The 24,087-nt window shown below is 69.0% G+C and carries 19 protein-coding genes, 1 tRNA gene and 3 pseudogenes; 9 read left to right on the forward strand and 14 right to left on the reverse strand.

Going from position 1 to position 24,087, the window contains the following annotated elements; genetic code table 11:
- Window positions 1-111: 111 nt before the first annotated feature.
- From GFH49_RS26145 to GFH49_RS26155, 3 genes are all read left to right on the forward strand, one after another.
- Entirely contained in the window at window positions 112-408 is a 297-nt protein-coding gene (locus GFH49_RS26145) for a zinc-ribbon domain-containing protein (protein ID WP_155058540.1), read from the forward strand.
- A gap of 136 nt (window positions 409-544) precedes the next feature.
- The gene (locus GFH49_RS26150) at window positions 545-1,834 is read left to right on the forward strand and encodes an FG-GAP repeat domain-containing protein (RefSeq protein WP_155058558.1); all 1,290 of its coding nucleotides are present in this window, start codon (window positions 545-547) and stop codon (window positions 1,832-1,834) included.
- Window positions 1,835-1,960: 126 nt separating this feature from the next.
- The gene (locus GFH49_RS26155; RefSeq protein ID WP_155058541.1) at window positions 1,961-2,971 is read left to right on the forward strand and encodes a Yip1 family protein; all 1,011 of its coding nucleotides are present in this window, start codon (window positions 1,961-1,963) and stop codon (window positions 2,969-2,971) included.
- 74 nt (window positions 2,972-3,045) lie between these two features.
- Here the strand turns inward: GFH49_RS26155 and GFH49_RS26160 are convergent.
- A pseudogene (locus tag GFH49_RS26160) lies at window positions 3,046-3,449 on the reverse strand (phosphoribosyltransferase).
- A gap of 25 nt (window positions 3,450-3,474) precedes the next feature.
- Entirely contained in the window at window positions 3,475-4,050 is a 576-nt protein-coding gene (gene dcd / locus GFH49_RS26165) for a dCTP deaminase (RefSeq protein ID WP_155058542.1), read from the reverse strand.
- Window positions 4,051-4,726: 676 nt separating this feature from the next.
- Here dcd and GFH49_RS26170 point away from each other — a divergent pair.
- Together GFH49_RS26170 and GFH49_RS26175 are read left to right on the forward strand one after the other, a co-directional pair.
- Window positions 4,727-4,800: transfer RNA gene (locus tag GFH49_RS26170), tRNA-Gly, on the forward strand.
- A 182-nt stretch (window positions 4,801-4,982) separates the two neighbouring features.
- Window positions 4,983-5,295, forward strand: a pseudogene (locus tag GFH49_RS26175) (aldehyde dehydrogenase family protein); the annotation flags it as partial.
- 126 nt (window positions 5,296-5,421) lie between these two features.
- Here the strand turns inward: GFH49_RS26175 and GFH49_RS26180 are convergent.
- The 8 genes and pseudogenes from GFH49_RS26180 to GFH49_RS26210 all read right to left on the reverse strand — a co-directional run bounded on the left by GFH49_RS26180 (window position 5,422) and on the right by GFH49_RS26210 (window position 13,712).
- On the reverse strand, window positions 5,422-6,219 hold the full coding sequence (locus GFH49_RS26180) for an alpha/beta fold hydrolase (protein WP_155058543.1): 798 nt from the start codon (window positions 6,217-6,219) through the stop codon (window positions 5,422-5,424).
- On the reverse strand, window positions 6,219-6,377 hold the full coding sequence (locus tag GFH49_RS41250) for a beta-xylosidase family glycoside hydrolase (RefSeq protein WP_328288293.1): 159 nt from the start codon (window positions 6,375-6,377) through the stop codon (window positions 6,219-6,221). Before GFH49_RS41250 ends, GFH49_RS26180 begins: the two co-directional genes overlap by 1 nt.
- Window positions 6,372-7,094, reverse strand: a pseudogene (locus tag GFH49_RS26185) (family 43 glycosylhydrolase); the annotation flags it as partial. The pseudogene GFH49_RS26185 and the gene GFH49_RS41250, both read right to left, overlap by 6 nt.
- 47 nt (window positions 7,095-7,141) lie before the next feature.
- On the reverse strand, window positions 7,142-7,462 hold the full coding sequence (locus GFH49_RS26190) for a hypothetical protein (RefSeq protein ID WP_155058544.1): 321 nt from the start codon (window positions 7,460-7,462) through the stop codon (window positions 7,142-7,144).
- 90 nt (window positions 7,463-7,552) lie between these two features.
- Window positions 7,553-10,483 carry a Tat pathway signal sequence domain protein gene (locus tag GFH49_RS26195; RefSeq protein ID WP_155058545.1) on the reverse strand — a complete coding sequence of 977 codons (2,931 nt, stop codon included), beginning with the start codon at window positions 10,481-10,483 and terminating at the stop codon, window positions 7,553-7,555.
- Between the two features lie 15 nt (window positions 10,484-10,498).
- Entirely contained in the window at window positions 10,499-11,380 is an 882-nt protein-coding gene (locus tag GFH49_RS26200) for a carbohydrate ABC transporter permease (protein WP_155058546.1), read from the reverse strand.
- On the reverse strand, window positions 11,377-12,330 hold the full coding sequence (locus GFH49_RS26205; RefSeq protein WP_155058547.1) for a carbohydrate ABC transporter permease: 954 nt from the start codon (window positions 12,328-12,330) through the stop codon (window positions 11,377-11,379). The genes GFH49_RS26200 and GFH49_RS26205 overlap by 4 nt, the downstream gene beginning before the upstream one ends.
- A 56-nt stretch (window positions 12,331-12,386) precedes the next feature.
- Window positions 12,387-13,712, reverse strand: coding sequence for an ABC transporter substrate-binding protein (locus GFH49_RS26210; protein ID WP_155058548.1), 1,326 nt, complete (start codon window positions 13,710-13,712; stop codon window positions 12,387-12,389).
- 340 nt (window positions 13,713-14,052) lie between these two features.
- Between GFH49_RS26210 and GFH49_RS26215 the strand changes: the two genes are divergently transcribed.
- On the forward strand, window positions 14,053-15,060 hold the full coding sequence (locus GFH49_RS26215; RefSeq protein ID WP_155058549.1) for a hydroxyacid dehydrogenase: 1,008 nt from the start codon (window positions 14,053-14,055) through the stop codon (window positions 15,058-15,060).
- Between the two features lie 456 nt (window positions 15,061-15,516).
- On the opposite strand, the gene GFH49_RS40435 is transcribed toward GFH49_RS26215, so the two are convergent.
- Complete coding sequence (locus GFH49_RS40435; RefSeq protein ID WP_230396500.1) at window positions 15,517-16,278, reverse strand: alpha-amylase family protein; 762 nt, start codon at window positions 16,276-16,278, stop codon at window positions 15,517-15,519.
- Between the two features lie 153 nt (window positions 16,279-16,431).
- Here GFH49_RS40435 and GFH49_RS26225 point away from each other — a divergent pair, with 153 nt between their 5' ends.
- The 3 genes from GFH49_RS26225 (at window position 16,432) to GFH49_RS26235 (ending at window position 19,522) form a co-directional block, all read left to right on the forward strand.
- Window positions 16,432-17,538 (forward strand): LacI family DNA-binding transcriptional regulator, encoded by a 1,107-nt coding sequence (locus GFH49_RS26225; RefSeq protein ID WP_408055957.1) that lies wholly within the window; start codon window positions 16,432-16,434, stop codon window positions 17,536-17,538.
- A 956-nt stretch (window positions 17,539-18,494) separates the two neighbouring features.
- Entirely contained in the window at window positions 18,495-18,953 is a 459-nt protein-coding gene (locus GFH49_RS26230; RefSeq protein WP_155058550.1) for a helix-turn-helix domain-containing protein, read from the forward strand.
- Between the two features lie 194 nt (window positions 18,954-19,147).
- Entirely contained in the window at window positions 19,148-19,522 is a 375-nt protein-coding gene (locus tag GFH49_RS26235) for a VapC50 family PIN domain-containing toxin (protein WP_408055958.1), read from the forward strand.
- A 201-nt stretch (window positions 19,523-19,723) separates the two neighbouring features.
- Here the strand turns inward: GFH49_RS26235 and GFH49_RS26240 are convergent, their stop codons facing one another.
- The 3 genes from GFH49_RS26240 to GFH49_RS26250 all read right to left on the reverse strand — a co-directional run bounded on the left by GFH49_RS26240 (window position 19,724) and on the right by GFH49_RS26250 (window position 24,066).
- Window positions 19,724-22,021, reverse strand: a complete 2,298-nt coding sequence (locus tag GFH49_RS26240) for a glycoside hydrolase family 3 N-terminal domain-containing protein (RefSeq protein WP_155058560.1) — start codon at window positions 22,019-22,021, stop codon at window positions 19,724-19,726.
- A gap of 164 nt (window positions 22,022-22,185) precedes the next feature.
- Window positions 22,186-23,073 (reverse strand): carbohydrate ABC transporter permease, encoded by an 888-nt coding sequence (locus tag GFH49_RS26245; RefSeq protein WP_155058552.1) that lies wholly within the window; start codon window positions 23,071-23,073, stop codon window positions 22,186-22,188.
- A 6-nt stretch (window positions 23,074-23,079) separates the two neighbouring features.
- The gene (locus GFH49_RS26250; RefSeq protein WP_155058553.1) at window positions 23,080-24,066 is read right to left on the reverse strand and encodes a carbohydrate ABC transporter permease; all 987 of its coding nucleotides are present in this window, start codon (window positions 24,064-24,066) and stop codon (window positions 23,080-23,082) included.
- Window positions 24,067-24,087 lie beyond the last annotated feature (21 nt).

A 24,087-nucleotide genomic window follows, 5' to 3' on the forward strand; every position in this document is an offset into this window, starting at 1 on the left:
CGGTGAAGTAGCCGGTGATGTAGCCGGTGATGTAGCCGGTGAAGTAGCCGGCGCTGAGGGGCGCGCACGGGGTTCACACTGGGAGAGCAACCGATCGGAAAGGGCCACGGGATGATCATCTTTGGCACCAAGGGCTACGTCTACCAGCTCGCGATACTCACCCTCCTGTGCGGCCAGTGCGGCAACCCCGCCGCGCACACGCTGCGCAAGCGCGTCACCAAGTTCACGCTGTTCTTCGTGCCGCTGTTCCCGTTCTCGACGAAGTACGCGACGCAGTGCACCTTCTGCGGTGCGGAGCAGAAGATCACCAAGGAGCAGGCGCAACAGCTTCAGGCGCAGGCTGCGAGTGGAGGTCCGGGCGGTCAGCAGCCGTACGGGCAGCCCCAGCAGCAGCCCTACCAGTCCTGAACACGTCACACCTCTTGCCTCCCGGCACTTGACTCCCGACTCTTAACTCCCGGCCCGAACACGCGCATCATTACGGGGTTGTTGTCACAGAGGTCTGAGGTCGGCGAGGTGAGCGGTGCGCGTGCGAAGACGCACGATGTGTGTGGCGACGGTGACCGTCGTGTTGCTTGTTCCCCTCGCCGCCTGCGGGTCGACCGAGCACGCCGGCAGCGCCGAGCGCACCCCCGCGAAGGCCGCGAAGGGCGACGCCCCCGCCCGACTGCCCGTCCCCCGCGGCAAGGGCAGCGAAGTCCCCGCCGACTTCAACGGCGACGGACACGGCGATCTCGTCCTCGACGACCTGGTGAAGGAGCAGAGCCACGGCGACGACGCCGGTATCGGCGTCGTCTACGGCTCGGCGCGCGGACTCGCCCCGGGCGCCCGGCAGTTGCTGACCCCGGCGAGAAACGCGGCCCGTACCGCGGGCCAACTCCCCGCCCTCTTCGACGCGGAGGCGACCTGCGACCTCGACGGGGACGGCTTCACCGACCTCGTGATCTCCACCGACCCGCCCTACGACGGCCAGGGCCGGCCCCCGGTCCCGCTCCAGCTCCTCTTCGGCTCCCCCGACGGCCTCACCGGCAAGGCCGTCACCCTCGCCGTCCCCGCCCGGGCCCGCGCCGGCAACGACTGGCCGGACCAGCCGGTCTGCGGCGACTTCGACGGCGACGGCGCCGAGGACCTGGTCGTCCACGCCTCCGACCGGCAACTCAGCTTCCTGCCGGGCCCCTTCACCCGCGAGGGCGCCCCGAGCGCCGCCACCGCCCCGATCCCCGCGCCCGGCAACCTCCCCACCGGCCCCGCCGCCGACGTCGACCGCGACGGCTACGACGACCTGGTCGTCCGTACGGCAGAAGGCACCGCCTCCTCGGCGCTCGTCCTCGGCGGCCCGGCCGGCCCCACCGGCACCGGCCCCGCCCTCCCGGACGGCATCGACGTGGCCCTCGGCGACTTCGGTGAGGGGACCCGGCTCGATGCCGCGGTCGGCGCGATGGACGCGACCGCCCTCCGCTACGACCTCCCCACCCCCACCCGCGCCACCCTCCCCACCCCCGGCTCCATGCTGACGGCCGCCGACTTCGACGGCGACGGCAAGGACGACCTCGTCTCCAGCGGCTCGCGGCTACGGCTGTTCCGCGGCGGTACGGCCGGACTGTCCGCGGCACCGACCGTGACCGTCGAGCCCGCCGCCCGCGGCACCACCCGCGTCCTGACCGCCGCGGACTTCGACGGCGACGGGCGGGCGGACCTGGCCGTACGGACGTACCGGGGCGAGACGAAGGACACCGTCGCCGTCTATCCGGGACGGGAAGACGGGCTGCTCGCCTCCAGGCCGGCCGTCACCTTCTCCACGTCGGCATTTCTGGGGCCGGAACAGTCCAGCTGAGATCCTGAACGGTCCAGCTGAGATCCTGTAACAGCCCAGCTGGGGTCCTGTAACAGTCCAGCTGGGGCCCTGAACGTCCGGTCACGGCAACCCGCCCGGAGAACAGCACCGTCTCACTCTTAGGGGATGTCACAGCTCGGCCGCAAAGCCGGGCCCGAAACCCCCGGCCGGGCACGTGACTCTCAGGAACCAGGTACGTTCGAAGACGTGGCTGGATTCAGGATCGGACGCGGCCGAAGCAACGGCGCTCCTCAAGCGCGACCGCAACAACCTCCGTACGGTCAGACCCCGCAGGGTCCGCCGTACGGCAATCCCCCTGCGCCGCAGCAGCCGTACGCCCCGCAGCAGCAGTGGCCGCAGGGCAACGGCGGCGCTTACGGCGGCCAGGCCCACGGCGGCCGGGGCGGCCGGGGCGCGGGCGGCTACGACGAGCCGGAGTACTTCGGCGACGGCGGCGGGTACGCACCCCACCCCGGGCCGGACCCGTACGCGGCCAACAACCCCGGTCACACCCAGGCGTTCTCGGTCGGCGAGGAGCCGTACAACCAGGGCGAGACGTACCACGCGGGCTCGACCACACCGTCCGGCCCCATCGGCCCGCGCCTGCACTGGAAGGACCTGCTGAGGGGCATCGTGCTGGCCCCCAACCAGACGTTTCTCCAGATGCGCGACTACACGATGTGGGCCCCCGCCGTCATCGTGACCTTCCTCTACGGCCTGCTCGCGGTCTTCGGCTTCGACGGCGCCCGCGAGGACGCGATCAACGCGACCCTCTCGAACGCGGTCCCGATCGTCCTGACGACCGCGGTGGCGATGGTCCTGTCCGCCTTCGTCCTGGGCGTGGTCACCCACACCCTGGCCCGCCAGCTCGGCGGCGACGGCGCCTGGCAGCCCACGGTCGGCCTCTCCATGCTGATCATGTCCGTCACCGACGCCCCGCGCCTCGTCGTCGCCCTGTTCCTCGGCGGCGACGCGCCCTTCGTCCAGCTCCTCGGCTGGGCCACCTGGGTAGCCGCAGGCGCCCTCCTCACCCTCATGGTCACCCGCTCCCACGACCTCCCCTGGCCCAGGGCCCTCGGCGCTTCCGCGATCCAGCTGGTCGCCATCCTGTCGATCGTGAAGCTGGGCACGTTCTAAGCCGTTTGAGCGGTACGAAAGGGGCTCCCCACGGTGCAGCAGGTCGGGAACCCTATCCGCCCGGTCTCCTCAGATCACAGCGCTTCCGTGTTCGACTTGACCGCGCCACCCGACCTGCGCACGGGCGGCAGCACACTCCACGGAAAGTTGATCATCGGTGCGCTTCCACACGTACTCGCACTTCACGAGGGACTGCGGCTTCTCGTAGATGACGGCGGAGCGGATCTCGGCTGGGGACGGGAGCGAGCATGACGGGCATTTCGAGCGTCGTCCCCACTCCCGTATAGAACTCGACGTTCACCAGGTGGAGGTTCTTGCAGTCGAGGGCGTAGGCGAGCCCACCGGCCACGAAAACCCCGCCGCGGGCGATGCTGAGGACGATGTCGGGCTCGTACCCGTCGTCGGCGATGGCCTGCCCGAGTTCGCGTACGGCGGTGCCGAACGCCTCGTAGGTGAGGTTCTCCCGTATGCCGCTCATGCCGCTCATGCCGCTCATCCCGTCGTCACACCTGCGTCCGGTGAAAGTTGAGGTAGGACCGGGAAGCGGTGGGCCCGCGCTGGCCCTGGTACCGGGAGCCGTAGCGCTCGCTGCCGTACGGGAACTCGGCGGGCGAACTGAGCCGGAACATGCACAGCTGGCCGATCTTCATGCCGGGCCAGAGCTTGATGGGGAGCGTGGCGAGGTTGGACAGCTCCAGCGTCACGTGCCCGGAGAAACCGGGGTCGATGAAGCCGGCGGTGGAGTGCGTGACCAACCCGAGCCGCCCGAGAGAGCTCTTGCCTTCGAGCCGCGACGCAAGATCATCGGGGAGGGTGACGACCTCGTACGTCGACGCCAGGACGAACTCGCCCGGGTGGAGGATGAAGGGCTCGTCACCCTCCGGCTCCACCAGCCGCGTGAGGTCGACCTGCTCGACGGAGGGGTCGATGTGGGGGTACCGGTGATTCTCGAACACCCGGAAGTACCGGTCCAGCCGCACATCGACGCTCGACGGCTGCACCATGGATTCGTCGTAGGGATCGATCCGTACCCGCCCGGCGTCGATCTCGGCCCGGATGTCCTTGTCTGAGAGAAGCACGTCCCGAGGATACGCAAGGCACGCGGAGCCACCACAATGGGACGGCTCCGCGCGCGCTGCCGTAGTGACTGGTTTGGGGCTTACGGCTTCACTGCCGGGGTGCTGCCGGTTCCGCACTACTGACACTTTTGGTTCTGCCGGTACTGCCGGTACTCCGGTACTGCCGGTACTCCGGTACTGCCGGTACTCCGGTACTGCCGGTACTCCGGTACTGCCAGTACTGCCTTGCGCGGGTTACCGCTTCTCCAGAGTCACCGGCACGACACTGCGGAGCCGGGCGCACCGTGGACACCGGACGAGCCGTCCGGGTCCGAGGCGGTCGGCCTGCTGCATCGGGAACGATCCGGTGCTGAACACGTGCCCATCGGCACAACGGACGACGGTGCGCTCCATCAAGTCCTAGAGTCCCTTCCCCAAGAGCCGCGTCCGACTGCTGCCCGCCGGACGACGAAAGGCCACAGTACGGGATGAAAGGGACGGTCATCCAGGGGGCACTCCGACCTCATCCAGACCCTGTTCCACCCTCCACCGTACGCCCCAACTCCCGCCCCCCGCAGCCCCGTCACCCCCGTCACCCCCTCAAAAGACCCTCGGGCCCCACGGCTTCAGCACCGGGAGCCCGACATGAGGTAGAGTTACCGAGCATTCCGACACCGGCCCTCAACCGGCGTCCTACGCGGGTGTAGTTTAATGGTAGAACATCAGCTTCCCAAGCTGAGAGCGCGAGTTCGATTCTCGTCACCCGCTCCAATGTGAAACCCCAGGTCAGCGGCCTGGGGTTTGTTTGTTGTCTAGTCCAATTTGGGGGTGGCGTGCCCTCCGCGTGCCCTAAAGGGGGGAAGCAAACCGAGAGCCCGCGCGAGCGTGTCACGCGGGCTCTCGGCCGTCGCCGCTCGCCGACCGCATGGCGAAGGAAGGGCTGATCCGCCGCGCGCCCGACCCTGGTGGCCGACGCGGGGCAGGACTCAGCCGTCGTGCAGCAGGAGACCTTCGGGCCGGTCCTCGTCTGTCTGCCCTTCGACACCGACGACGGCGCCATCCATCTCGCCGACGACACCCCTACGGGCTGGCCGCATCCGCCTGGACACCCGGCGTGTACCGTGCCGGGCGCGCGAGCCGCGAGATCCAGGCGGGCCGTGTCCGGGGCAACGACCACATCCCGATCACCAGCGAGATGCCGCACGGCGGCTACAAGGCATCCGCTTTCGGCAAGGACAGTCGGCCTGCTCCTTCGACGAGTACACCAACGCCGTCCTCCGCCCCCGTGGGCCTCGATGAGCACTTGGTGGACGTCGGCGCACAACCCGAGTGGAGATCGTCTCCTCTGCACCAGGTTCGCCACCGGTCGGCCCAGGGCGACGGGCGGCACGATCACGTCGTCGGCCGCCGCGCAACGACGGTCTCCGCCCAGTCGGCCACGATCCGGATCGTCCGCTCGATGTGTTCTTCGTGCAGGTAGTGTCCGGAGTCCGGCCAGTGCTCCACACGGGAGCCCGGTGCGTGCAGTGTGCCGCGTTCCCAGGTCGCCGCTTCCTTTGAAGTCCACACAGTGAGCGCCGGTTGGATGCGCAAACGGAGGTACGCCTCGCTGCGGAGGCGGATGCCGACCGCGCCCGGGTCGGTGTACATGCCGGCATACGCCTGGGCGATGACGTGGTCGGGCGTTCCCAGCATGGTGCGGACGTGGGCGGTGCGCAGGCCCTTCGGGGCGTCCGGAGCGAACGCTCCGGCCACGAACTCGGCGGCGGCGCGGGCCCCGCGTTCCCGGTAGGCGGCGAGCCGGGCCGGGATGCCGTCCACCTCGGCGCCGTGTGCGCCGTGCGCGGGATCGAGGGCGACAACCGATCGGACCAGGGCGGGATGGCGCAGGGCCAGCAGATTGACCACTTGACCGCCCATGGAGTGCCCGACGGCGACCACCGGCCCGGTGCCCAGGGAGTCGACGAGGGCCGCCAGGTCGTCGGCCATCCGCACCGGTGCGTTGCCCTCGTCCGGCACCGGGGACCGGCCGTGCCCGCGCAGGTCCGGTACGACGGCCCGGAACCGGCCGGCCAGCGCCTCGACGTGCGGGGACCACTCCCGGCCGTCCCCGCCCCAGCCGTGCACCAGCAGCAGGGCCGGCGCCCCGGCCGGACCGAGGTCCGTGTGGAAGAGGGGGACGCGGTCCATCAGGCGCTCTCCTCCCGGTAGGTCGCGTACGCGAAGTCCGCGTGCACTCCACTGCCGTCCAGGTCCTGCACCCACAGACCCAGCATCGCGCCGGTGAAGCCGAGGACCCGCAGTTGGTACCGGACGTCGGACCGAGAGCCGCAGCAGCTGCCCAACACCAGGGAGGGATCGTGGCGGGAGGTCAGGAGAGGGCCTGCCGGGTCGAGTTCGTACGGGCCGAACAGGTGGCGGGAGCGGGCCACGGCTGCCCCGTGCTCGTATCCGGTGCCGCCCTCGGCGTGCACGAGGTAGTACCAGCCGTCCTTCCTGTACACGTGCGGGCCCTCGGCGACCCCGGCCGCCGTGCCCAGGGAGATCGTGCGGGGCTCGCCCAGCAGGACCTGCCGGTCGCGGTCGTACTCCTGGATCTCGATCCCGGCGAACGACTCCCGCTCCGGCCGCCAGTCGAACCGCATGTTCAGCAGCCAGCTGCGCCCGTCGTCGTGGAACAAGGACACGTCGAAGCCCCGGCCGTGCAGCGGTACCGGGTCGGACCACGGGCCCTCGATCGAGGGAGCCGTGGTCACGTAGTTGGGCAGGTCCTTCCAGCCCTCCGCATAGGTGTCGACCACGGTGAAGACCAGGTGGAACAGGCCGTCGGCGTACGACAGACCCGGCGCCCAGATGCCGCCGGAGTCGGGGACACCGGTCAGGTTCAGCAGGCGCCGGCTGTCCAGGACCCCGCCCAGTGACCGCCAGTTCACCAGGTCCCGGGAGTGGTGGATGCGCACCCCCGGGTACCACTCGAAGGTGGACGTGGCGATGTAGAAGTCGTCGCCGACCCGCAGGATCACCGGGTCGGGTTCGAAGCCGCGCAGGACGGGGTTGTGGATCACGGAAGCTCCGCTGAGTGAGTGATCAAAAGTGGGGGTCGAGCGAGAGATCAGAGGGTGAACAGCAGGGTGATCTCGACGGCGGCGGCCAGTTTGGCACCGTAGATCCCCGCGGCCTGCTCGGCGTCCTTGCCGTTGGTCTCCCGCAGTGCGTTGGTCCAGGACCTGATGATCTGCAGGGCCTTGGTGGCGTGGGCGGTGTCGCGCGTGACGTCGGCACGGCTGCGCAACACGCCGGGGTGGGTCAGGGCGGTCAGACCCGAGGTGACGGCGGCGGCCCGGTTCGCTCCGGCCAGTGAGGCGGCGCCTGCGAGACCGGTCCCGACCGCCGTGATCTGGAGGAAGCGACGTCGGGGACACCTGTCGGACATGGGGATTCCTTCACTCGACGGTGAGTGCGGAACTGCGGAAGTGGGGGGCGGGCCGGTGCGGTCCCCTGCCGCACCGGCCCGTTGGCCGGATCAGCCCCGGTAGAGCACGAGCGTGCTGCGCGGGCCGAGCTTGGGCCGCTCGCCGGCGCCGACGGTCTTGCCGGTGGCGAGGTCGCAGGCCGGACCGAAGTGCCAGCGGGCGGGAACGGTGACCGTCTTGTCGGTGCTGGTGTTCATGGCGATCAGGTAGTCGCCGTACTCGCACAGGTAGAAGGGCGCACGGCCGACGAGCATCGTCTCGACCCCTTCGAAGTGGACGCCGAGGGTGGGGTCGGGGATGTCGTCGGGGACGGGGGCGAGGTGGTAGACGTCCCCCTCCAGGGCCTGGTGGAGGGTGTCGCCAGGGGGCGGGAAGCCGCCGGGCGGGATGTGGCCGGCGCCGGGGTCGTTGATGGCGTAGTCCCACAGGACCCAGTCGCGGGCTGTGAAGGTCTTGTCGGTGGTGCCCGCCGAGCGCTCCCGGATGGTCGCCGAGCGCTGGTCCGCGGGGGTGACGTGGTGGATGCGGGCGTAGTTGTTCACGCCCTGGCGGGAGCGGAAGTAGAGGGAGGCGAAGAAGAGTTCCTTGCCGTTCTTGACGGCGACGCAGCCGTTGTCCTCGTCGGTGAGGACGAAGTCGGGCTGGTCCCAGCCGGTCGGGATGCGGCCGGGGCGGGCGGCCAGTGACTGGAACTCGGGCCAGTCGCGGGAGAGGAACCGCAGGGCGTTCAGGCCGACCCGGGTCCAGCCGTGGGTGGCCTGGAGGTGGAGCTGCGGGTAGAGCTGGCCGTCGGCGACCATCTCCTGGGTCCAGCCGACGATCTCCGGGTCCTTGAACGCGACCGCCGCCATGAGGGGGTTGGAGTCCCAGGCGGTACGGGAGGCGTACGCGGTCTCGCCGGGGTAGACCTCGTTGCGCCAGCCGATGACGGTCTCGACGCGGGAGATCCGGCAGTGGTCCTTGTCGACGTCCACGACGCGGAACCTGCCGCGTGCCTTGGTCATCTTGACCATGTGGTCACGCAGTTCGGGAGCCTCCTGGCCGCCGTACCCGCGGGTGACGGACTCGTACATCATCACGAGCCAGTCCATCACCTCGCCGTAGTTGCCCACATAGCCGAGTTCGCGGGTCAGGCCCGCTCTGGTCACCTGGTAGTAGCTGTCGCCGAGGGGCTTGGTCGGCTTGCCGCCCGCGTCCTCCGGGCCGAGGTAGGGCACCATGCCGATCGACTGGTACAGGTAGTCGCGGGCCTTGTCCTCCGGGAGTGCCAGGTCCGGGGCGAGGAGCTTCAGGCCGCGGTTGGTCTGGTAGAGGCCGATGGCGCAGATCTGGGCCTGGTTGCTGTAGTGCGGGAAGTGCCGACGCCAGTAGTCGCGGCTGGACTTGAGCATGCCGACGTACGCGTCCTTGCGCACCGGCGGCAGGGGTGTCGTCGTGTCGGCGGGGGCGACGAGGGTGACGTCGTCGAACCAGGCCGTGCCCGGGCCGGACAGGCGCAGGTGCATCTCCATCTGCGTGACACCGGCCGGGGTGTCGAAGACGAACTCGACGTACTCCCAGTCGTGGGTGCCCTTGCTCGCGTACACCTTGTGGTCGCCGCCGACCAGCCTGCCGCTCGCGTCGAAGAACAGCGGGTCGATGTGGGCGCCCGCGCCCGTCACACCGTCGGTCCTGATCCAGGCGCCGTACTTGTACGTGCCCTGGCCGATACGGGTTCGGGGCGCGGAGTTGACGTAGCTGTAGCCGCTCGCGGTGGTGACCTGGAGCTTGAGGGAGGCGGAGCCGGAGCGGGAGACGGTGGTGTCGCGGGTCCAAGTGCCGCCGCCGGCGGTGGCCCAGCCGGGCATCTGCCAGGCGGTGGGGGTTTCGGCGCCCGATTCGAAGCCGGGGTTGGTGATGGCGTACGGAGAGCCGGTGACGCGTTCGTCCAGCCGGTCGCCGAGGTGCTCCCACAGCAGGGCCAGGACCAGGCCGACGCGGCCGAATCCCTGCCATTGCTGGTCGGAGCCGGTCATGACGGTGGAGTCGGCCTTCCACGCCGTGTACCGGCCGTCGATCGCCTGGAGCACCCGGTCGATCGCCTCCGGCTTGCCGTACGCCGGGCTGCCCGACCACAGACAGCCCTCGGCGAGCGACTGCATGGCCCAGCCGTCCATGGTGGCCGGATTGGCGGTGGTGAGGAGGTTCTTCTGGTCCTTCTGCACCCTTGCCTTGATGGCGTCCAGGATCTCCTCGCCGCCGGTGCGCGCGGTCGGCGTGGGCGCGGGGCCCTGGACCTCGCCCTTGGGGGGCACGAAGTACGGGTCGGTGTGGGTGTAGAGGCGGTAGATGCCGCGCGACGGCGTGGTCATGGTGCGGTAGAGCTGCGAGGTGTTCTGACCGTAGGACCAGATGCGGCCCATGGCGCGGATCTCCAGCGTCACCTTCTCCTTGCCGGCGGTCATCTTCTCCGGCAGCGGCAGGGTGTGGAAGAAGAAGCGGCCCGGTGTGCGCGGCGCGGTGTCGAGGATGTCGAGACTGTCGACGGCGCCTTGGTCCTGGTAGCCGACCTGCTTGCCCTCGCAGAACAGCTGGAGCCGCCACATGTTCGTGCCGGAGGCGGCCTCGTCGGAGGTGTCGTCGTGGTCGTCGCCCCACAGCCGGACCGTGACGTAGGTGGTGCCGGTCGGGCGGACGGCGACGTCGAACTTCAGCGTGCCGCCCCAATACGACGCGGGGCTGGTCGGGTTGAGGACGCGGGCGCTCTGGCCTAGACCGCCGGTGACCGTGTCGGAGAGCGTCGCGGTGAGGCCGTGCGCGGACTCGGATTCCGCGTCGCCGAAGACAACGATGTCCAGCGGGGCAGGCTCACGCCTTCCGGCAGCGGGATCGGGGGCTGCGGCGGCGGCCGTCGGAACCGACGGCAGACCGAGGACGGCGACGGCGGCACCGGCCGTTCCGGCGTACTTCAGCACCGCACGGCGTCTGGGGGAGTTGGGCATCGCGGGGTGGGTCCTTTACTTGAGGCTGCCCATGAGGATTCCGCTGCGCCAGTACTTCTGGAGCGCGAACATGAACACGGCCAGCGGGACGATCGACAGCAGCGATCCGGTGAGAACGAGGGTGTTCATGTCGCGGGCGCTCTGGGCCTGTTGGACCCAGGAGAAGAGGCCGAGGGTCACGGGGTAGGTGCGCTCGCCGTTGAGCATGAACAGGGGGAGGAAGAAGTTGTTCCAGATATTGACGAAATCGAGCATGAAGATGGTGATGCCGCCGGTGCGCATCAGCCGCAGCGCGACCGCGAAGAAGATCCGGGTCTCGCTCGCCCCGTCGATGCGGGCGGCCTCCATCAGCTCGGTGGGCACCGAGGTGTCGGCGTAGACCTTGCCGAGGTAGACCCCGAAGGGGTTGATGAAGTACGGGATCAGCACCGCCCACACGGTGTTGGTGAGCCCGATCTCGGCGAAGACGAGGTAGAGCGGGAACGCCAGCAGCGTGCTCGGCAGCAGCGAGGCTCCGACGATGACTCCGAACAGGGCACCCCGCCCCTTGAACTCGTACTTGGACAGGCCGTATCCGGCGGCAAGGGAGACCAGCGTCGAACCCGCGGCGCCCACGGTGGAGTACACGACGGAGTTGAGGAGCCAGCGGCCGAAGACGCCGTCGTGGTAGTCCCAGATCGCCTGGAAGTTGTCGGCCAGGTGGTTGGAGGAGAACCACAGGCCGAACGTGGAGTAGAGATCCGTCTGGTTCTTGGTCGACGCGACCAGGAGGAACCAGGTGGGGGCGAGCGAGTAGAGCAGGAAGACGATCAACAGGCCGGTGGTCAGCGCCACCGCGCGGCGGGTCGGTCGTGCTCCGCCGCCGGGGACGGCTGCGGCGTTGGTGGCGCTGCTCATGACATCTTCCTGTTCGTGACGCGGTAGAAGACGAAGGCGAGGACGCCGGTGACCACGGCCAGGACCAGCGACTCGGCGGCGGCGTACTGGTAGTCGCCGGTCTTGAACGCCCGGTCGAAGATCTCCAGCATCGGCGTGAAGTCCGTACTGATGGACTCCGGCGCCACATACCTCAGGAACAGCGGCTCGGTGAACAGCTGGAGCCGGCCGATCAGGGAGAACATGCCGGTCAGCACCAGGATCCCGGTGATGTTCGGCACCTTGATCGACCAGGCGATCCGCCACTCCTTCGCCCCGTCGAGGCGGGCCGCCTCGTACAGCTCACGGGGCAGGGCCTGGAGCGAGGCGGAGATCAGGATCATGTTGAAGCCGATGCCCTGCCAGGTGAGCAGATTGCCCAGCGAGAGATAGGTGTTCAGGCCGCCGAAAAAGGTGACGCTCGTGCCGGCCTGTTCCGCGATGTCGACGATCGGGCTGGCGGTCGGGCTGTAGAGGAACAGCCAGATGAGCGTCGAGACCACGCCCGGGATGACGTACGGAATGAGCAGTCCGGCGCGGAAGAAGCGGACGGCGCGGGCCGCGACGCCGTCGAGCAGCAGGGCCAGCAACAGGGAGATGCCCAGCATCACCGTGATCTGCGCGGCTCCGAAGAGGAGGGTGCGCAGCATGCCGGCCCAGAAGGTGCCGTCCGCGAGGATCGCCGAGAAGTTGGCGAAGCCCGCGAAGACGACCTTGGTCGGGCCGAAGCCGATACCGCTGCTCTTCTTCTCGTGCAGGCTCTGGTTGAGGGCGTAGCCGATCGGGACGACGTAGGTGAGGAGGAAGCCGATCAGGAAGGGCAGCATGAACAGCAGGCCCTTGTAGGCTCCCCGTCTCCCGGCCCGGCGGGGGGAGGTCCGCCGGACCGGGGAGTCGGTGGCGACCTTCGCCGGTCGCGTGAGGGTGGACAAGGCAGTCTCCAGATCAGGTGGATCAGCAGATCAGGTGGATCAGCAGATCAGGTGGATCAGCCGGCCGCGACGGCCTCGACGCCCTTGCGCTTCAGGTCGGCGAGCACCCAGTCCTGGAGATGGTTCAACATCTCCTTGACGGTGAGCTCCTTCTTCATGACCTTGCCCCACTGCTTCTGCATCTCGGAGTACATGGCCGCGTAGTTCGGCCCGTACTGCCACTGGTCACCGACCCGGGAGGCGGCGGTGGTGATCACCTGGGCGCTGTCGGACTTCCCGTTGAACATCTCGGTCGGGATGATCTTGTCGACGTACGGGGAGACGTCCTTGACCGCCGGGAAGAGCCCCGACTTGGACGCGGGGTCGGTGAGCGCGGTCAGCGACTCCTTGCTGCTGGACAGCCAGGCCGCGAACTGAGCGGCCCGGTCCGGGTACTTGCAGCCCTTCAGTACGGCGGTCACGTCGAAGTTGCTGGAGGTCTGCGGCTTGGCCGGGTCGAACACCGGTGAGTCCGCGAGCTGCCACTTGCCCTTGGACTCGGGGAAGTTGGTGTCGTAGATCGGCAGCTGCCAGGTCGACGTCGTCATCATGATCGTCTTGCCGAGGTCCCAGGTCTTGAAGACGCCCGGGTCGGCGTACGAGGCGTTGGAGGCGAGATCGTTGTCGACCAACTGCTGCACGACATCAGCGGCCTTGAGCGCCTCGGGCGAGGTGAAGCCGATCTCCCAGTGATCACCGGCGATCTTGTACCACTGCGCGCCCGCCTCCCACGACAGGTCGACGAGGGTGCTCGGGTCCTCGCCGGCCATGTTGTAGATCTTGACGTTCTTGTCCTTCTTCTGCACCGCCTTGCCCGCGTCGATCAGGTCCTGCCAGGTCTTCGGCGCCTTGATCCCGTACTTCTGGAACAGGTCCGCGCGGTAGGCGGTGAACAAGGGGGAGGAGCCGGTGGGGATGCCGTAGGTGGCACCGCCGGGGCTGACCGCGTTCCAGGCCGGCGCCGTGTAGCGGGACTTGTACGGTGCGGCGACCTTGGTGATGTCGGTCAGCAGTCCGTCGGCGGCGAAGTTCGCCAGGTTCATCCCGTCCATCTTGGACAGACACGGTGCGTTGCCGGACGTGATGGCGGCACGCAGCTTCTGGTAAACGGTGTCGCCGGCAGCATTGACGAACTTCACCTGGGTCTCGGGATGCGCCTTGTTCCAGACCTTGACCTGGGCCTCGATGCCCTCGGTCCAGCTCCAGAACTCCAGCCTCACATCGCCCTTGGTGGTCTTCGCCGCCGAGTCGGTGTCACCACCGCCGCCGCAGGCTGCCAGGACGAGGGACAGGGAGAGGGCGGCAGCCGCGCCGGTCACGGCTCTGGTACGGGGGGTGCTCATCGGTCCTCCGGAAAGGCGGGACAGCGCCTGCGGTGGGGAGAAGGGCGCGGGCAGCTGGAGTGGTGGGAGGGAAACGGTGACGCGTTGTGTAACCGTTTGCTGTGGGACCGTAGGACCTCTGGGCAGTTTTCCACAAGGGGAAGGTGCTTGCATGTTTCGTCAAGCTTTCCCCGAGGTAACGCGACATGCTCTTTCACCTGCGGTTTCTCTGAATCCCTCGATCTGGTGACGCAGGAGGACAGCGGACGCGCGCCTCACGGCAGCATTGACTGGTAGTCGAGACTCTTTCTACTTTAGAATACGGTTACTACACTTCTTCCATTCGCCGGAGTCCCTGCCCATGCCGCAGCTGCCTCGCGCCGTGTTCGCCATGAATCCGGTGCACCTTCCCGAGCTCTTTCCGCCTCGGCTCATGGCCCGACTCCGGTCTCTGGGCCAGATCGATCCCGCGCTGGTCATACAGGACTTCGCCGATCCGGACGTGGCCGGGGTTCTGGCGGAGGCGGACGTGCTGATCACCGGCTGGGGCTGCCCGCCCGTCGACACGGACGTGCTGGCGGCCGCGCCCCGGCTGCGAGCCCTGCTGCACGCCGCGGGCAGCGTGCGCGGCTGGGTCGGCGACGCGGTCTGGGAACGCGGGATCGCCGTCTCCAGCGCGGTCGACGCCAACGCGCTGCCGGTCGCGGAGTACACGCTCGCCGCGATCCTGTTCGCGGGCAAGGACGCGTTCGGCCTGCGGGAGCGGTTCCGGAACGAGCGCAGGTACCCGGCACCCGGGGATTGCACGAGCGTCGGCAACCTTGGCCGGCGGATCGGGATCATCGGCGCTTCCCGAGTCGGCCGCCGGGTCCTGGAGCTCCTGCGGCCCTTCGACTTGACGGTCACACTCCACGATCCTTACGTCGACGACGTCGAGGCCGCCACGCTGGGCGCCGTGCCTCTGCCACTCGACGAGTTGCTGCGCACCGCCGACATCGTGAGCCTGCACGCGCCGGACACCCCCGAGACCTACCGCATGCTCGACCGCCGGCGCCTCGCGCTGATCCCGGACGGCGCAGTCCTCGTCAACACCTCGCGGGGTGCGCTCGTGGAACCCGGCGCGCTCCAGGACGAGTTGGTCAGTGGGCGGATCAGCGCGGTGCTCGACGTGACGGAGCCGGAGCCGCTGCCCGCGGACTCACCCCTGTACGGACTGCCGAACGTCTTCCTCACCCCACACATCGCGGGCTCGCTCGGCAACGAACTGGAGCGGCTCGGGCGCACCGTCGTGGACGAACTGGCGCTGCTCCGCGCGGGATCGCCGCTCGCACACGCGGTACGCCGAGCCGATCTGGTCAACAGCGCCTGATCCGGGCGGGGCAGTCGCACCGGGCGGCGGGCGGCGCCCTTGCCGTTGCGCCGCGGGTGTTCGTGCGGCAGCACGGGGCTGGTCGGCGACGCGGGCAGGGCGTCACAGTGCGTGCCGCCCCGCACTGAACGCCATGGCTCCTGCGCCTGCCACGGCGGCGGGCACGGCAGCCCGCCCTGGCCTGTTCGTCGGGTCGGGGACAGGACTGCGGCTGATGTCGCGTGTGTCCGTGTTCAGCGTGCGGTACCGAGTCCGCCGAAGGCGATCAGGACCGCCGTTGCGGACGACAGCCCCACCCGCAGGGCTCGCCGGCGGCTGTCCCACTCGAGCGACGGCCCGGACCCGGTGGCGAACAACGCCCTCGGCCGGTGCCCTTCCGGCACCCAGGGCAGCGGAAGGTCAACCACCTCCGGCGTGCCGTCACGGCGCCACACGGCGAGCAGGGTCGAGTCGTTCTCAAGGGTCAGCGCGAGGGCGGTCCAGCCGTCGCGCCGGCCGGGCAGGCCGAGCGGCCGGCGCGGGCGAGCGGCCGGCGCGGGCGAGCGGCCGGAGGTGGCGAGCGGCCGGAGGTGGCGAGCAGCCGGCGCGGGCGAGCAGCCGGCGCGGGCGAGCAGCCGGCGCGGGCGAGCAGCCGGAGGTGGCGAGCAGCCGGCGCAGGCGAGCAGCCGGCAGGAGGTGGCGGTATGTCTTGTACGTGTCCACCGCCCGCCGTACGACGTCCAGTTGCCGCTCAGTGAGCAGGTCGGGGCGTCCGCTGAGGTGGATCCGGCCGAGCAGGGCCGACGTCATGACGGTGCCGAGATCGGCCTCGGTGTGCTCGGGCAGCGGGTAGGCCCAGATGGCGCCCTGTTCGGGCGTGACGGCCGTGGGCGCGGCGGCGGCGATTGCGGGAAGCAGCCGGAAGTCCTGCTGGTCGGTGACGGATTGGATGGGCAGGCGGGACAGCAGATGGACCAGCAGGGTGCTTGCCACGCCCTCCCGGTGCTCCTCGTGCCCGGCGTACCGAAGGTCGCGCGCCACGGCCCCGTCCACATGACGCTTCCCGGACGTGCCCAGCCTGCCGCTGCCCGAGGTCTGTATCTCGACAAGCGGGAGCGCGGCGCGGCCGAGGCGCGCGCACAGGTCCGGCTGCCGCTCCGGGTCGGGCAGGCCGGACGCCGCACCCGCGCCCAGCAACCGCATGGGTTCGGCCGGATCATGGGCAATGAGCAGGGACAAATCGTCGCTGCCCCAGCGCAGGTGGGGGGAGGCATGGCGGCTCCGGCGGGCGCGAGCGAAACCGAGCAGGATGGAAAACGATTACTATCCGATGGAGAGTACTTATCGGATCGGCAGGCCGACCAGACGGAGCCATGCAGTAACGTCGGAGTCGTGACGGACGAGGAAGAAGGCCCGCCCGGCGGCCGCGAAGCGAAGAAGTCGAAGCGGAAGGGAAGCGCGGCCGACAGGCCGAGCACGATCCGCGATGTCGCCGCGAAGGCCGGGGTCTCCGTAGCAACCGTTTCCCGAACGCTGGCGGGCGACTATCCGGTGTCCGCGGAAACCAGGGCGCGGGTCATGGCCGCCGTCGACTCCCTCCACTACGTCGTGAACGTCCACGCCAAAGCCCTCTCCGGACGCGTCGCCGGGCCCATCGCCCTCGTCCTCAAGGACATCACCGGCCCGTCCCTCGCCCACGTGGCCGCCGGAGCGGAAGAGGAGGCCGGCAGCCGCGGACGCCTGAGCCTGGTCTGTTCCACCAAGGGCGACACGAAGCGGGAGGACGACCTCGTCCAGCTCATGCGGGAACAGCACGCGGCAGCGGTCATCCTCGTCGGCGGCGCGGTGCCGGACGACGCCTACCACCGGCGGATGGCCAGCTACGCCAAGGCGCTGGACTGCGCCGGCTCCCGGCTGGTGCTGTGCGGCCGGCCGCCCCTGCCGAAAGGCGTCCCGGTGACGGTCGTGGACTACGACAACCGCGGCGGCGCCTTCCAGGCCACGGCACACCTGCTCACCTCCGGACACCAGCGCGTCCTCTTCCTCGGCGGCACCCCCGGCTTCAGCAGCGCGGACGAGCGCCGCCTGGGTTACCACGACGCCCTGCGCGCCCACGGCACGCCCCATGACGAGGGACTGGACACCTCCGGGGACTACACCCGGAAGTCGGGCTACCTGCGCACGCGGGAGGCGTTGCGTGCGGGGGTGGAGTTCACGGCGGTCTTCGCGGGGTCCGACGCAGTCGCCCTGGGGGCGCTGGCCGCCCTGCGCGAGGCCGGCCTGCGCGTCCCGCGCGATGTCTCCCTGGTCGGCTTCGACGACGTTCCCTTTGCCGCCGACCTCACCCCCGCCCTCACCACGGTCCGCGTGCCGTACGAAGAACTGGGCCGCACCGCCGTACGCCTCGCTCTGGAACGGGAGGTGGGGTTCACCTCCGACGACCACGTCGTGCTGAGTACGCAGCTCGTGATCCGGGATTCGGTGCGTAGGGCAGGGTGAGAGTGGTCGTCGTGGGCGGTCATGGTGAGGCCCGTACGCGGAACCGCTGAGTCGGCGCCGATCACCCAGGGGCCGTCCTTCCGGTACCGGTGCGGTGCATGGCCCAGGTTTGGCTGGGGGCGGCAACCGTCATCCTCACGTGGACGTCGATCCGGGCGTGACGTTCCGACACCTCCTCGCGGACCCACTTCGGTGAAGTAGCCCCGTTCTGCCACCTCGGCGGTGCCCGCCCGGGGCAAACCCGCGTCGGGGGAGCTGCTCCGCCCCATCTCCGCCCCGATACTCCGTCGCTACTGAGCCCTTTGTGTGCTTCCGCGATGACGCCTCTCCGGCGGGCGCTCCCATCGACAACTCGGTTGCTCCTTGGCCGCCGAGGGCAGCTTCCCGCACCTCTGAGTCGTCGGCGTGCCCACAGCGTGCCTTTGAGACCGGTCAACCACGGTCAACAGCAGTGCGGTCCCAGGCCGCCGGGCGCCACGCCAAAGCGCATACGCCCAGGTCAGAAGGCATCCTGCTCCGCAAGCGTCGTCGCTTCCCAAGCTGAGAGCGCGAGTTCGATTCTCCTCACCCGCTCTCCTTAAAGCCTCAGGTCGTCAGCGACCTGGGGCTTATTTGCTGGCCAGACCATTTGTCGGCCCTCACCCCCCGACACGCCCCGAGATTGGGCACGCGGAGGGCACGGGGTCCCCCTCGGTGCATTTGGCCACCACCTACTCTCCCTCCTCAACTGCGCGGCCTGGTACGCCCCTTGGTGCACGGAGCCCCGGCAAGACGCGCGGCCGAAGCCATCAGCTTGCTGTTCCCTTGGCGAAGAGGGCCGGATGTTCGGAGTACCGCAGGCTCGACAGCCTCCCGAACCATCATCTTGTTTCACTTGTTGCGTTTACTTCGATTGTTTCGAATAATGGGTGTAGGCAGACCTCGACGCCTGCTTCCCGCACCGACAGGGGCGCACCATGACCAAGACAGACATCCGACCCGTAAAGCTGCCACCTGAGAAGGCCGCGGCTGCAGCTCACGCGCTCGTACAGGTCGGCAGCTACCTGGCGGCACACCAGGACCTCGCAGAGATCACCGTGACGGTCGAGGACGGAGATTACGAGCCCCTCGCCCTACCCCGCGAGGCCGTGGAACTGCTCGCCACCATGCTGGCCCACCTGGGGGCCGGCCACGCTGTCTCGGTCGTCCCGTCCGACGCCGAACTCACCACACAGCAGGCAGCAGACATGATCAACGTGTCGCGGCCATTCCTGATCGGGCTGCTCGATGCCGGAGAAATCGAATACCGAACCGTCGGCACACATCGGCGGATCACCGCGTCGTCGCTCCTGGAGTACAAGCGCAAGGACGACCAGCGTCGCCGCGAAGCCGCCGACGAGCTCACCCAGCTCGGCCAGGAAATGGGAATGATCTAGCACATGGCCTTCGTCGCCATCTACGACGCCAACGTCCTCTACCCCAGCACCCTGCGCGACAGCCTCATCCGAATCGCGCAGGGTGGCCTCGTCCAGCCAAGTGGACCGATCAGATCCTCGACGAGACATTCCGTAACATCCTCAAGAACCACCCGGACATCCCACCCGAGAAGCTCGACCGTGTCCGCGCCTTGATGAACGCTGCAATCCGGGACTGTCTGGTCAAGGGACACGAACCACTGATCGATGCCGTGGAGCTGCCAGACCCGAACGACCGGCATGTCCTGGCCGCGGCGATCCGGGCCAAGGCACAGGTCGTCGTCACCTTCAACCTGAAGGACTTCCCTGCCGAAGCCCTGGCCCCCTGGGACGTCGAAGCTGTGCATCCGGACGCCTTCCTGGAGGCACAGATCGATCTGGCCCCGCAGGTCGTCTACGGCGCGGTGCAGAGGATCGCGGACAGCTGGCGAAAGCCGCCAGGCACAGTGGACGACGTGATCGCCAGGCTGGAGCGGCAGGGCCTGGTCGCTTCGGCGGCAGCCCTACGAACGCTTGCAATCACGCCCTGACTGCAGAGGGCACTGGGAAGGCGTCGCCCGATTCGGGGTCCCACAACGTCACCTCACCACCGACCACGCCGAACGTGCCACACACCTGCCATCTCGGGGGTGGACACACGCGTGCCTTTCCGTATGGCAGGGGACCGCCCCGCCGGCCCTCTGATGGGCGGGGCGGCTGGCCGACGGGGCGGTGGTTCATGTGTGCGGCCTTCAGGTCCGGATGCGGAACTCCGCGCGCAGCTGCTGCTCCCGCCGTGAGCTGGGGCCGGCACGGAGCATGAACGCACCTGGTTCGACCACTCGGCGGTTGTCGGCCGTGACGAGTGAGCACTGCGAGGCGGGGATACTGAGGCGGACGTCCACGCTTTCGCCGGGACCGATCTCGACCTGGGTGAAACCCTTCAGCTCCTGCTCGGCCCAGGTGACGCTGGTGGTCAGGTCGCTGATGTATGCCTGGACCGTTTCCAGGGCCGGACGGGCGCCGCTGTTGGTGAGTCGGACCGTGGCGTTGATGATGCCGTCGGCCGTGACGTCCGGGTTGTGCACGACCAGGTCGGTGTAGGTGACGGTGGTATAGGTGAGGCCCTCGCCGAACGCGAACAGGGGGTCCTGGGTGAGATCCGCGTAGCGGTTTCCGTGCTGGCCTCGCACCTGGTTGTAGAAGACCGGTTGCTGCCCGACGTGGCGTGCGAAGGAGACCGGGAGCCGGCCGCTGGGCTCGATGAGCCCGAGGAGGAGCTCGGCGATGGCACGGCCACCGCGCATGCCCGGGTTGAACACCTCGATGAGTGCTGCCGAGTTCAGTGCCGAGTCCGGGAGGGTGCTCGGCTTGGACTGGGCGAGTACGATGATCATGGGTGTTCCGGTGGCGGCGACCGCGTCCAGCAGCGCGATCTGGCCCCCTTGGAGGTCGAGCGTGGCCGTCGAGCGCACCTCGCCGGTGAGGGCGATGGTGTCACCGACGACCACGACGGCGTAGTCGGCGGCCTCTGCGGTGGCGGTGGCCTCCCGAAGTTGTGACGGGTCGACCAGGGCGGGGGTGAAAACGGCCGGCTGTGGTTGACCGTCCGGCCCGAGGGACCACCCGGAGTTGGAGGCGGGGCTTTCGATGTCGGCTCCGCGGGCGTACGTGATGGTCCAGTCGGCTGGGACGACGGCGCGAAGGCCGTCGAGCACCGTCTCCACCGACTCGCGCGGATGTCCTTCGGGCATCCAGGGGACCTGGCCGGTGGCGCCCGCCCAGTCGCCGAGCATGGCTTCCGCGCTGTCGGCGTTGGGGCCGATGACCGCGATCGTCCGCGGTGCGCCCCGACTCACGGCGCGGCCGGTTCCGTCCGAGGCCAACCCGCCTTCGAGAGGCAGGATCCCTTCGTTGCGCAGCAGCACCAGGGAGCGCCGAGCGGTCTCAAGGTTGAGGTCGGCGTGTGCACGGCAGCCGATCACCTGTGCCTGCCGCTCGGGGGCGGGGGTGCGGGGGTCCTCGAAGAGCCCGAGTTCGAACTTCAGCCGCAGGACCCGCCGTACGGCGTCATCGATCTGTTTCTCCTCGATCAGGCCGCGGGCGACCGCCTCCTGGGCGCCCTCGAAGAACTGCGGTGTGGCCATGATGAGGTCGTTGCCCGCGTTGACGGCGACCGCTGCGGCCTCGGCGTAGTCGGCGCAGGTCCGCTGGTCGTAGACCATCCGGCCGACGTTGTCCCAGTCGGTCACCAGCGTGCCGGTGAAGCCCCACTCGCCCTTGAGCACATCGTTGATCAGCCAGTCGTTGGCGGTGATGGGTACTCCGTCGATCGACTGATAGCCCAGCATGAAGGCGCGGCAGCCGGCCCGGGCCGCCTGCTCGAACGGGGGCAGGAACCACGAGCGCAGCTTGCGGGGGCTGAGCTCGGCTTCGCTCGCGTCGCGCCCGCCCAGGGTTTCGGAGTAGCCCGCGAAGTGCTTGGCGTACGCCAGCACCGCTGTCGGGTCGCTGAGGCCCTCGCCCTGGTAGCCGCGGACCATCGCCGCTCCCAACTCCCCGATCAGGAAGGGGTCCTCGCCGAACGTCTCGTTGATCCGGCCCCAGCGCAGGTCCCGGGTGATGCACAGCACCGGGGAGAAGGTCCCGTGGATTCCGGTCGCCGCGATTTCGGTCGCGGCCGCACGGGCCACCCGGTGGAGCAAGGCGGGGTCCCAGCTGCAGGCCATGGCCAGCTGAGTCGGGAAGATCGTCGCACCCGGCCAGAACGAGTGGCCGTGGATGCCGTCGTCGGCGGTCAGCAGCGGAATGCCGAGCCGTGTGCGCTGGGCCAGCTCCATGGCCTTGGGCATCAGTTCGGGAGAGACATGCAGGACCGATCCGGCGAGTTTGGCCGACACGATGTCCGCGAGATCCCCGTGTTGTGCGTCGAGCATCAGCAGCTGCCCGACCTTCTCCGGCAGGGTCATCCGTGACAGCAGATCCTCGATCCTCGCTTCCACGGAGGCTTCCGGATCCAGGTACGCCGCAGAGCGGACCGGCTGTCCCACTGTGTTCTCCAAGTGATGAGTCGTACGAGGTAAGAGATAGGTGAGAGAGTTGACCGGCGACGGCGAGCGCGTCGCCGCAAGGGCGCTGCCACCTGCCGCGGTGGTCACGTGCCGTCGGCCCGCCGCGCCGGGCGGAAGCCGGGGCGGCACAGGGCCGCGGTGGGTCACTTCAGGCCGGTGGTGGCGATGCCGGCCACGAACTGGCGCTGGAAGAGGAGAAAGACGATCATCACCGGCAGCAGGACGACCACGGCACCGGCGAGCAGGATGCCGAAGCGGGTGAAGGACTGTCCGCTGCTGGCCAGGGCGAGGCCGACGGGGAGGGTGTACTGGCTCTCGTTCTGGGCCACGACCAGCGGCCACAGGAAGTTGTTCCAGGAACCGAGGAAGGTGATGATCCCGAGGGTGGCGAGGGCCGGCTTGGTCAGCGGCAGGATGATCCTTGCGAAGATGGCCAGTTCGCGGCAGCCGTCGACGCGGGCGGCGTCGATGAGTTCGTCGGGCAGGGTGGAGAGGAACTGCCGCATCAGGAACACCCCGAAGGGGGTGGCCAGGAAGGGCAGGATCAGCCCGAGCAGGGAGCCGGTCAGCTGCATGTTGGCCACCAGCACGTACAGGGGGACGAAGGTGACCAGGCCGGGGATCATGAGCGTCCCCATGACCAGCAGGAAAACGGCGCGCTGTCCGCGGAACTCCAGCTTGGCCAGGGCGTATCCGAGCATCGAGCAGAAGATCAGGTTCCCGGCGGTGACGGCGAGGGCCACGATCACGGAGTTGGCGAACATGCCCGTGAAGTCGAGCGTGCTGAACAGCTCACCGTAGTTGGCGGTCGTGGGCGCGGTGGGGATCAGGACGGGCGGGATTCTGCGGATGTCGGCCTCGGGCTTGAAGGAACCGGAGAGCATCCACAGGAACGGCGTGATCATCAGCAGCAGGGCGCCGGCGAGCGGTATGTACAGCCAGGGTTGGCCCCAGGTCCGCCGGATGCGGCGGCGCCTCAGGGCGCGGTCCGTGCCCGGGTGTGGCGTTCGGAGAGTGGAGAGGGTGCTCATGGGGCGTCAGTCCTTGTCTCGCAGCAGCCGGAACTGCAGCACGGTCAGCGCGACGATGAGGACGAAGATGATGTAGCCGGCGGCCGACGCCATGTCGTAGTTGCCGTTGCCGAACTGGTTGTAGGCGTACAACGTGGCCGACAGGGTGGAGTCCAGCGGCCCGCCACCCGTCATCACGAACGGCTCGTCGAAGAACTGCAGATAGCCGATGCCGGTGGTCACGGCGGTCAGCAGCAGGGCGGGGCGCAGCAGCGGGAAGGTGACCCGCCAGAACCGCTGCCATGGTCCGGCGCCGTCGAGTTCGGCCGCTTCCATCAGGGACTGGGGCACGGATTGAAGTCCCGCCAGCATGATGATCATGACGGTGCCGAGGTTGCGCCACACCGCCATCACGATCATGACGGGCAGGGCGAAGCGGGTGTCGGCCAGCCAGGCCGGGCCGTCGATCCCGAACCAGCCCAGGACGGTGTTCACCAGTCCCGAGCGCGGTTCCAGGAGCGTCCGCCAGACCACGGCGACGGCCACGATGCTGGTGATCACCGGCAGGTAGAAACCGACCCGGAAGACGGCCCGGAAGCGGCGGATGCCGCGGTCGAGGGCGACCGCCGCGGTGAGCCCGGCGGCCAGCGTCAGGGGCAGGGCCACCAGGACGAACACGCCCGTGTTGCGCAGGGCGTGGAAGAACTGCTCGTCCTGGAAGAGCCGCACGTAGGTGTCGAGGCCGGTGAACGACACGTTCAGCGGGGTGCGCAGGTCCGCGCTCTTGGTGTCGGTCAGGCTCATCAGCAGCGACCACACCACCGGCAGCAGCATGAAGGCCGCGAACAGCGCGAGGAACGGGGCGGCGAGGATCCAGGCGGCCCGGGCCTGCCTGCCGCGCGCCGTGTCCCGGAGCACGGAGGGCCGACGACCGGCACTCCGTTTCGGCCGTGCGGTGCTCCGCTCGTGGGTGTCGCCCCGCTCGGGCAGCGTTTTCGTGGACATGGAGGTCATCCGTCCGTACGAGGGGTGCTC

It is taken from the genome of Streptomyces blattellae, assembly GCF_009709555.1.
Classification (GTDB): Bacteria; Actinomycetota; Actinomycetes; order Streptomycetales; family Streptomycetaceae; genus Streptomyces; species Streptomyces blattellae.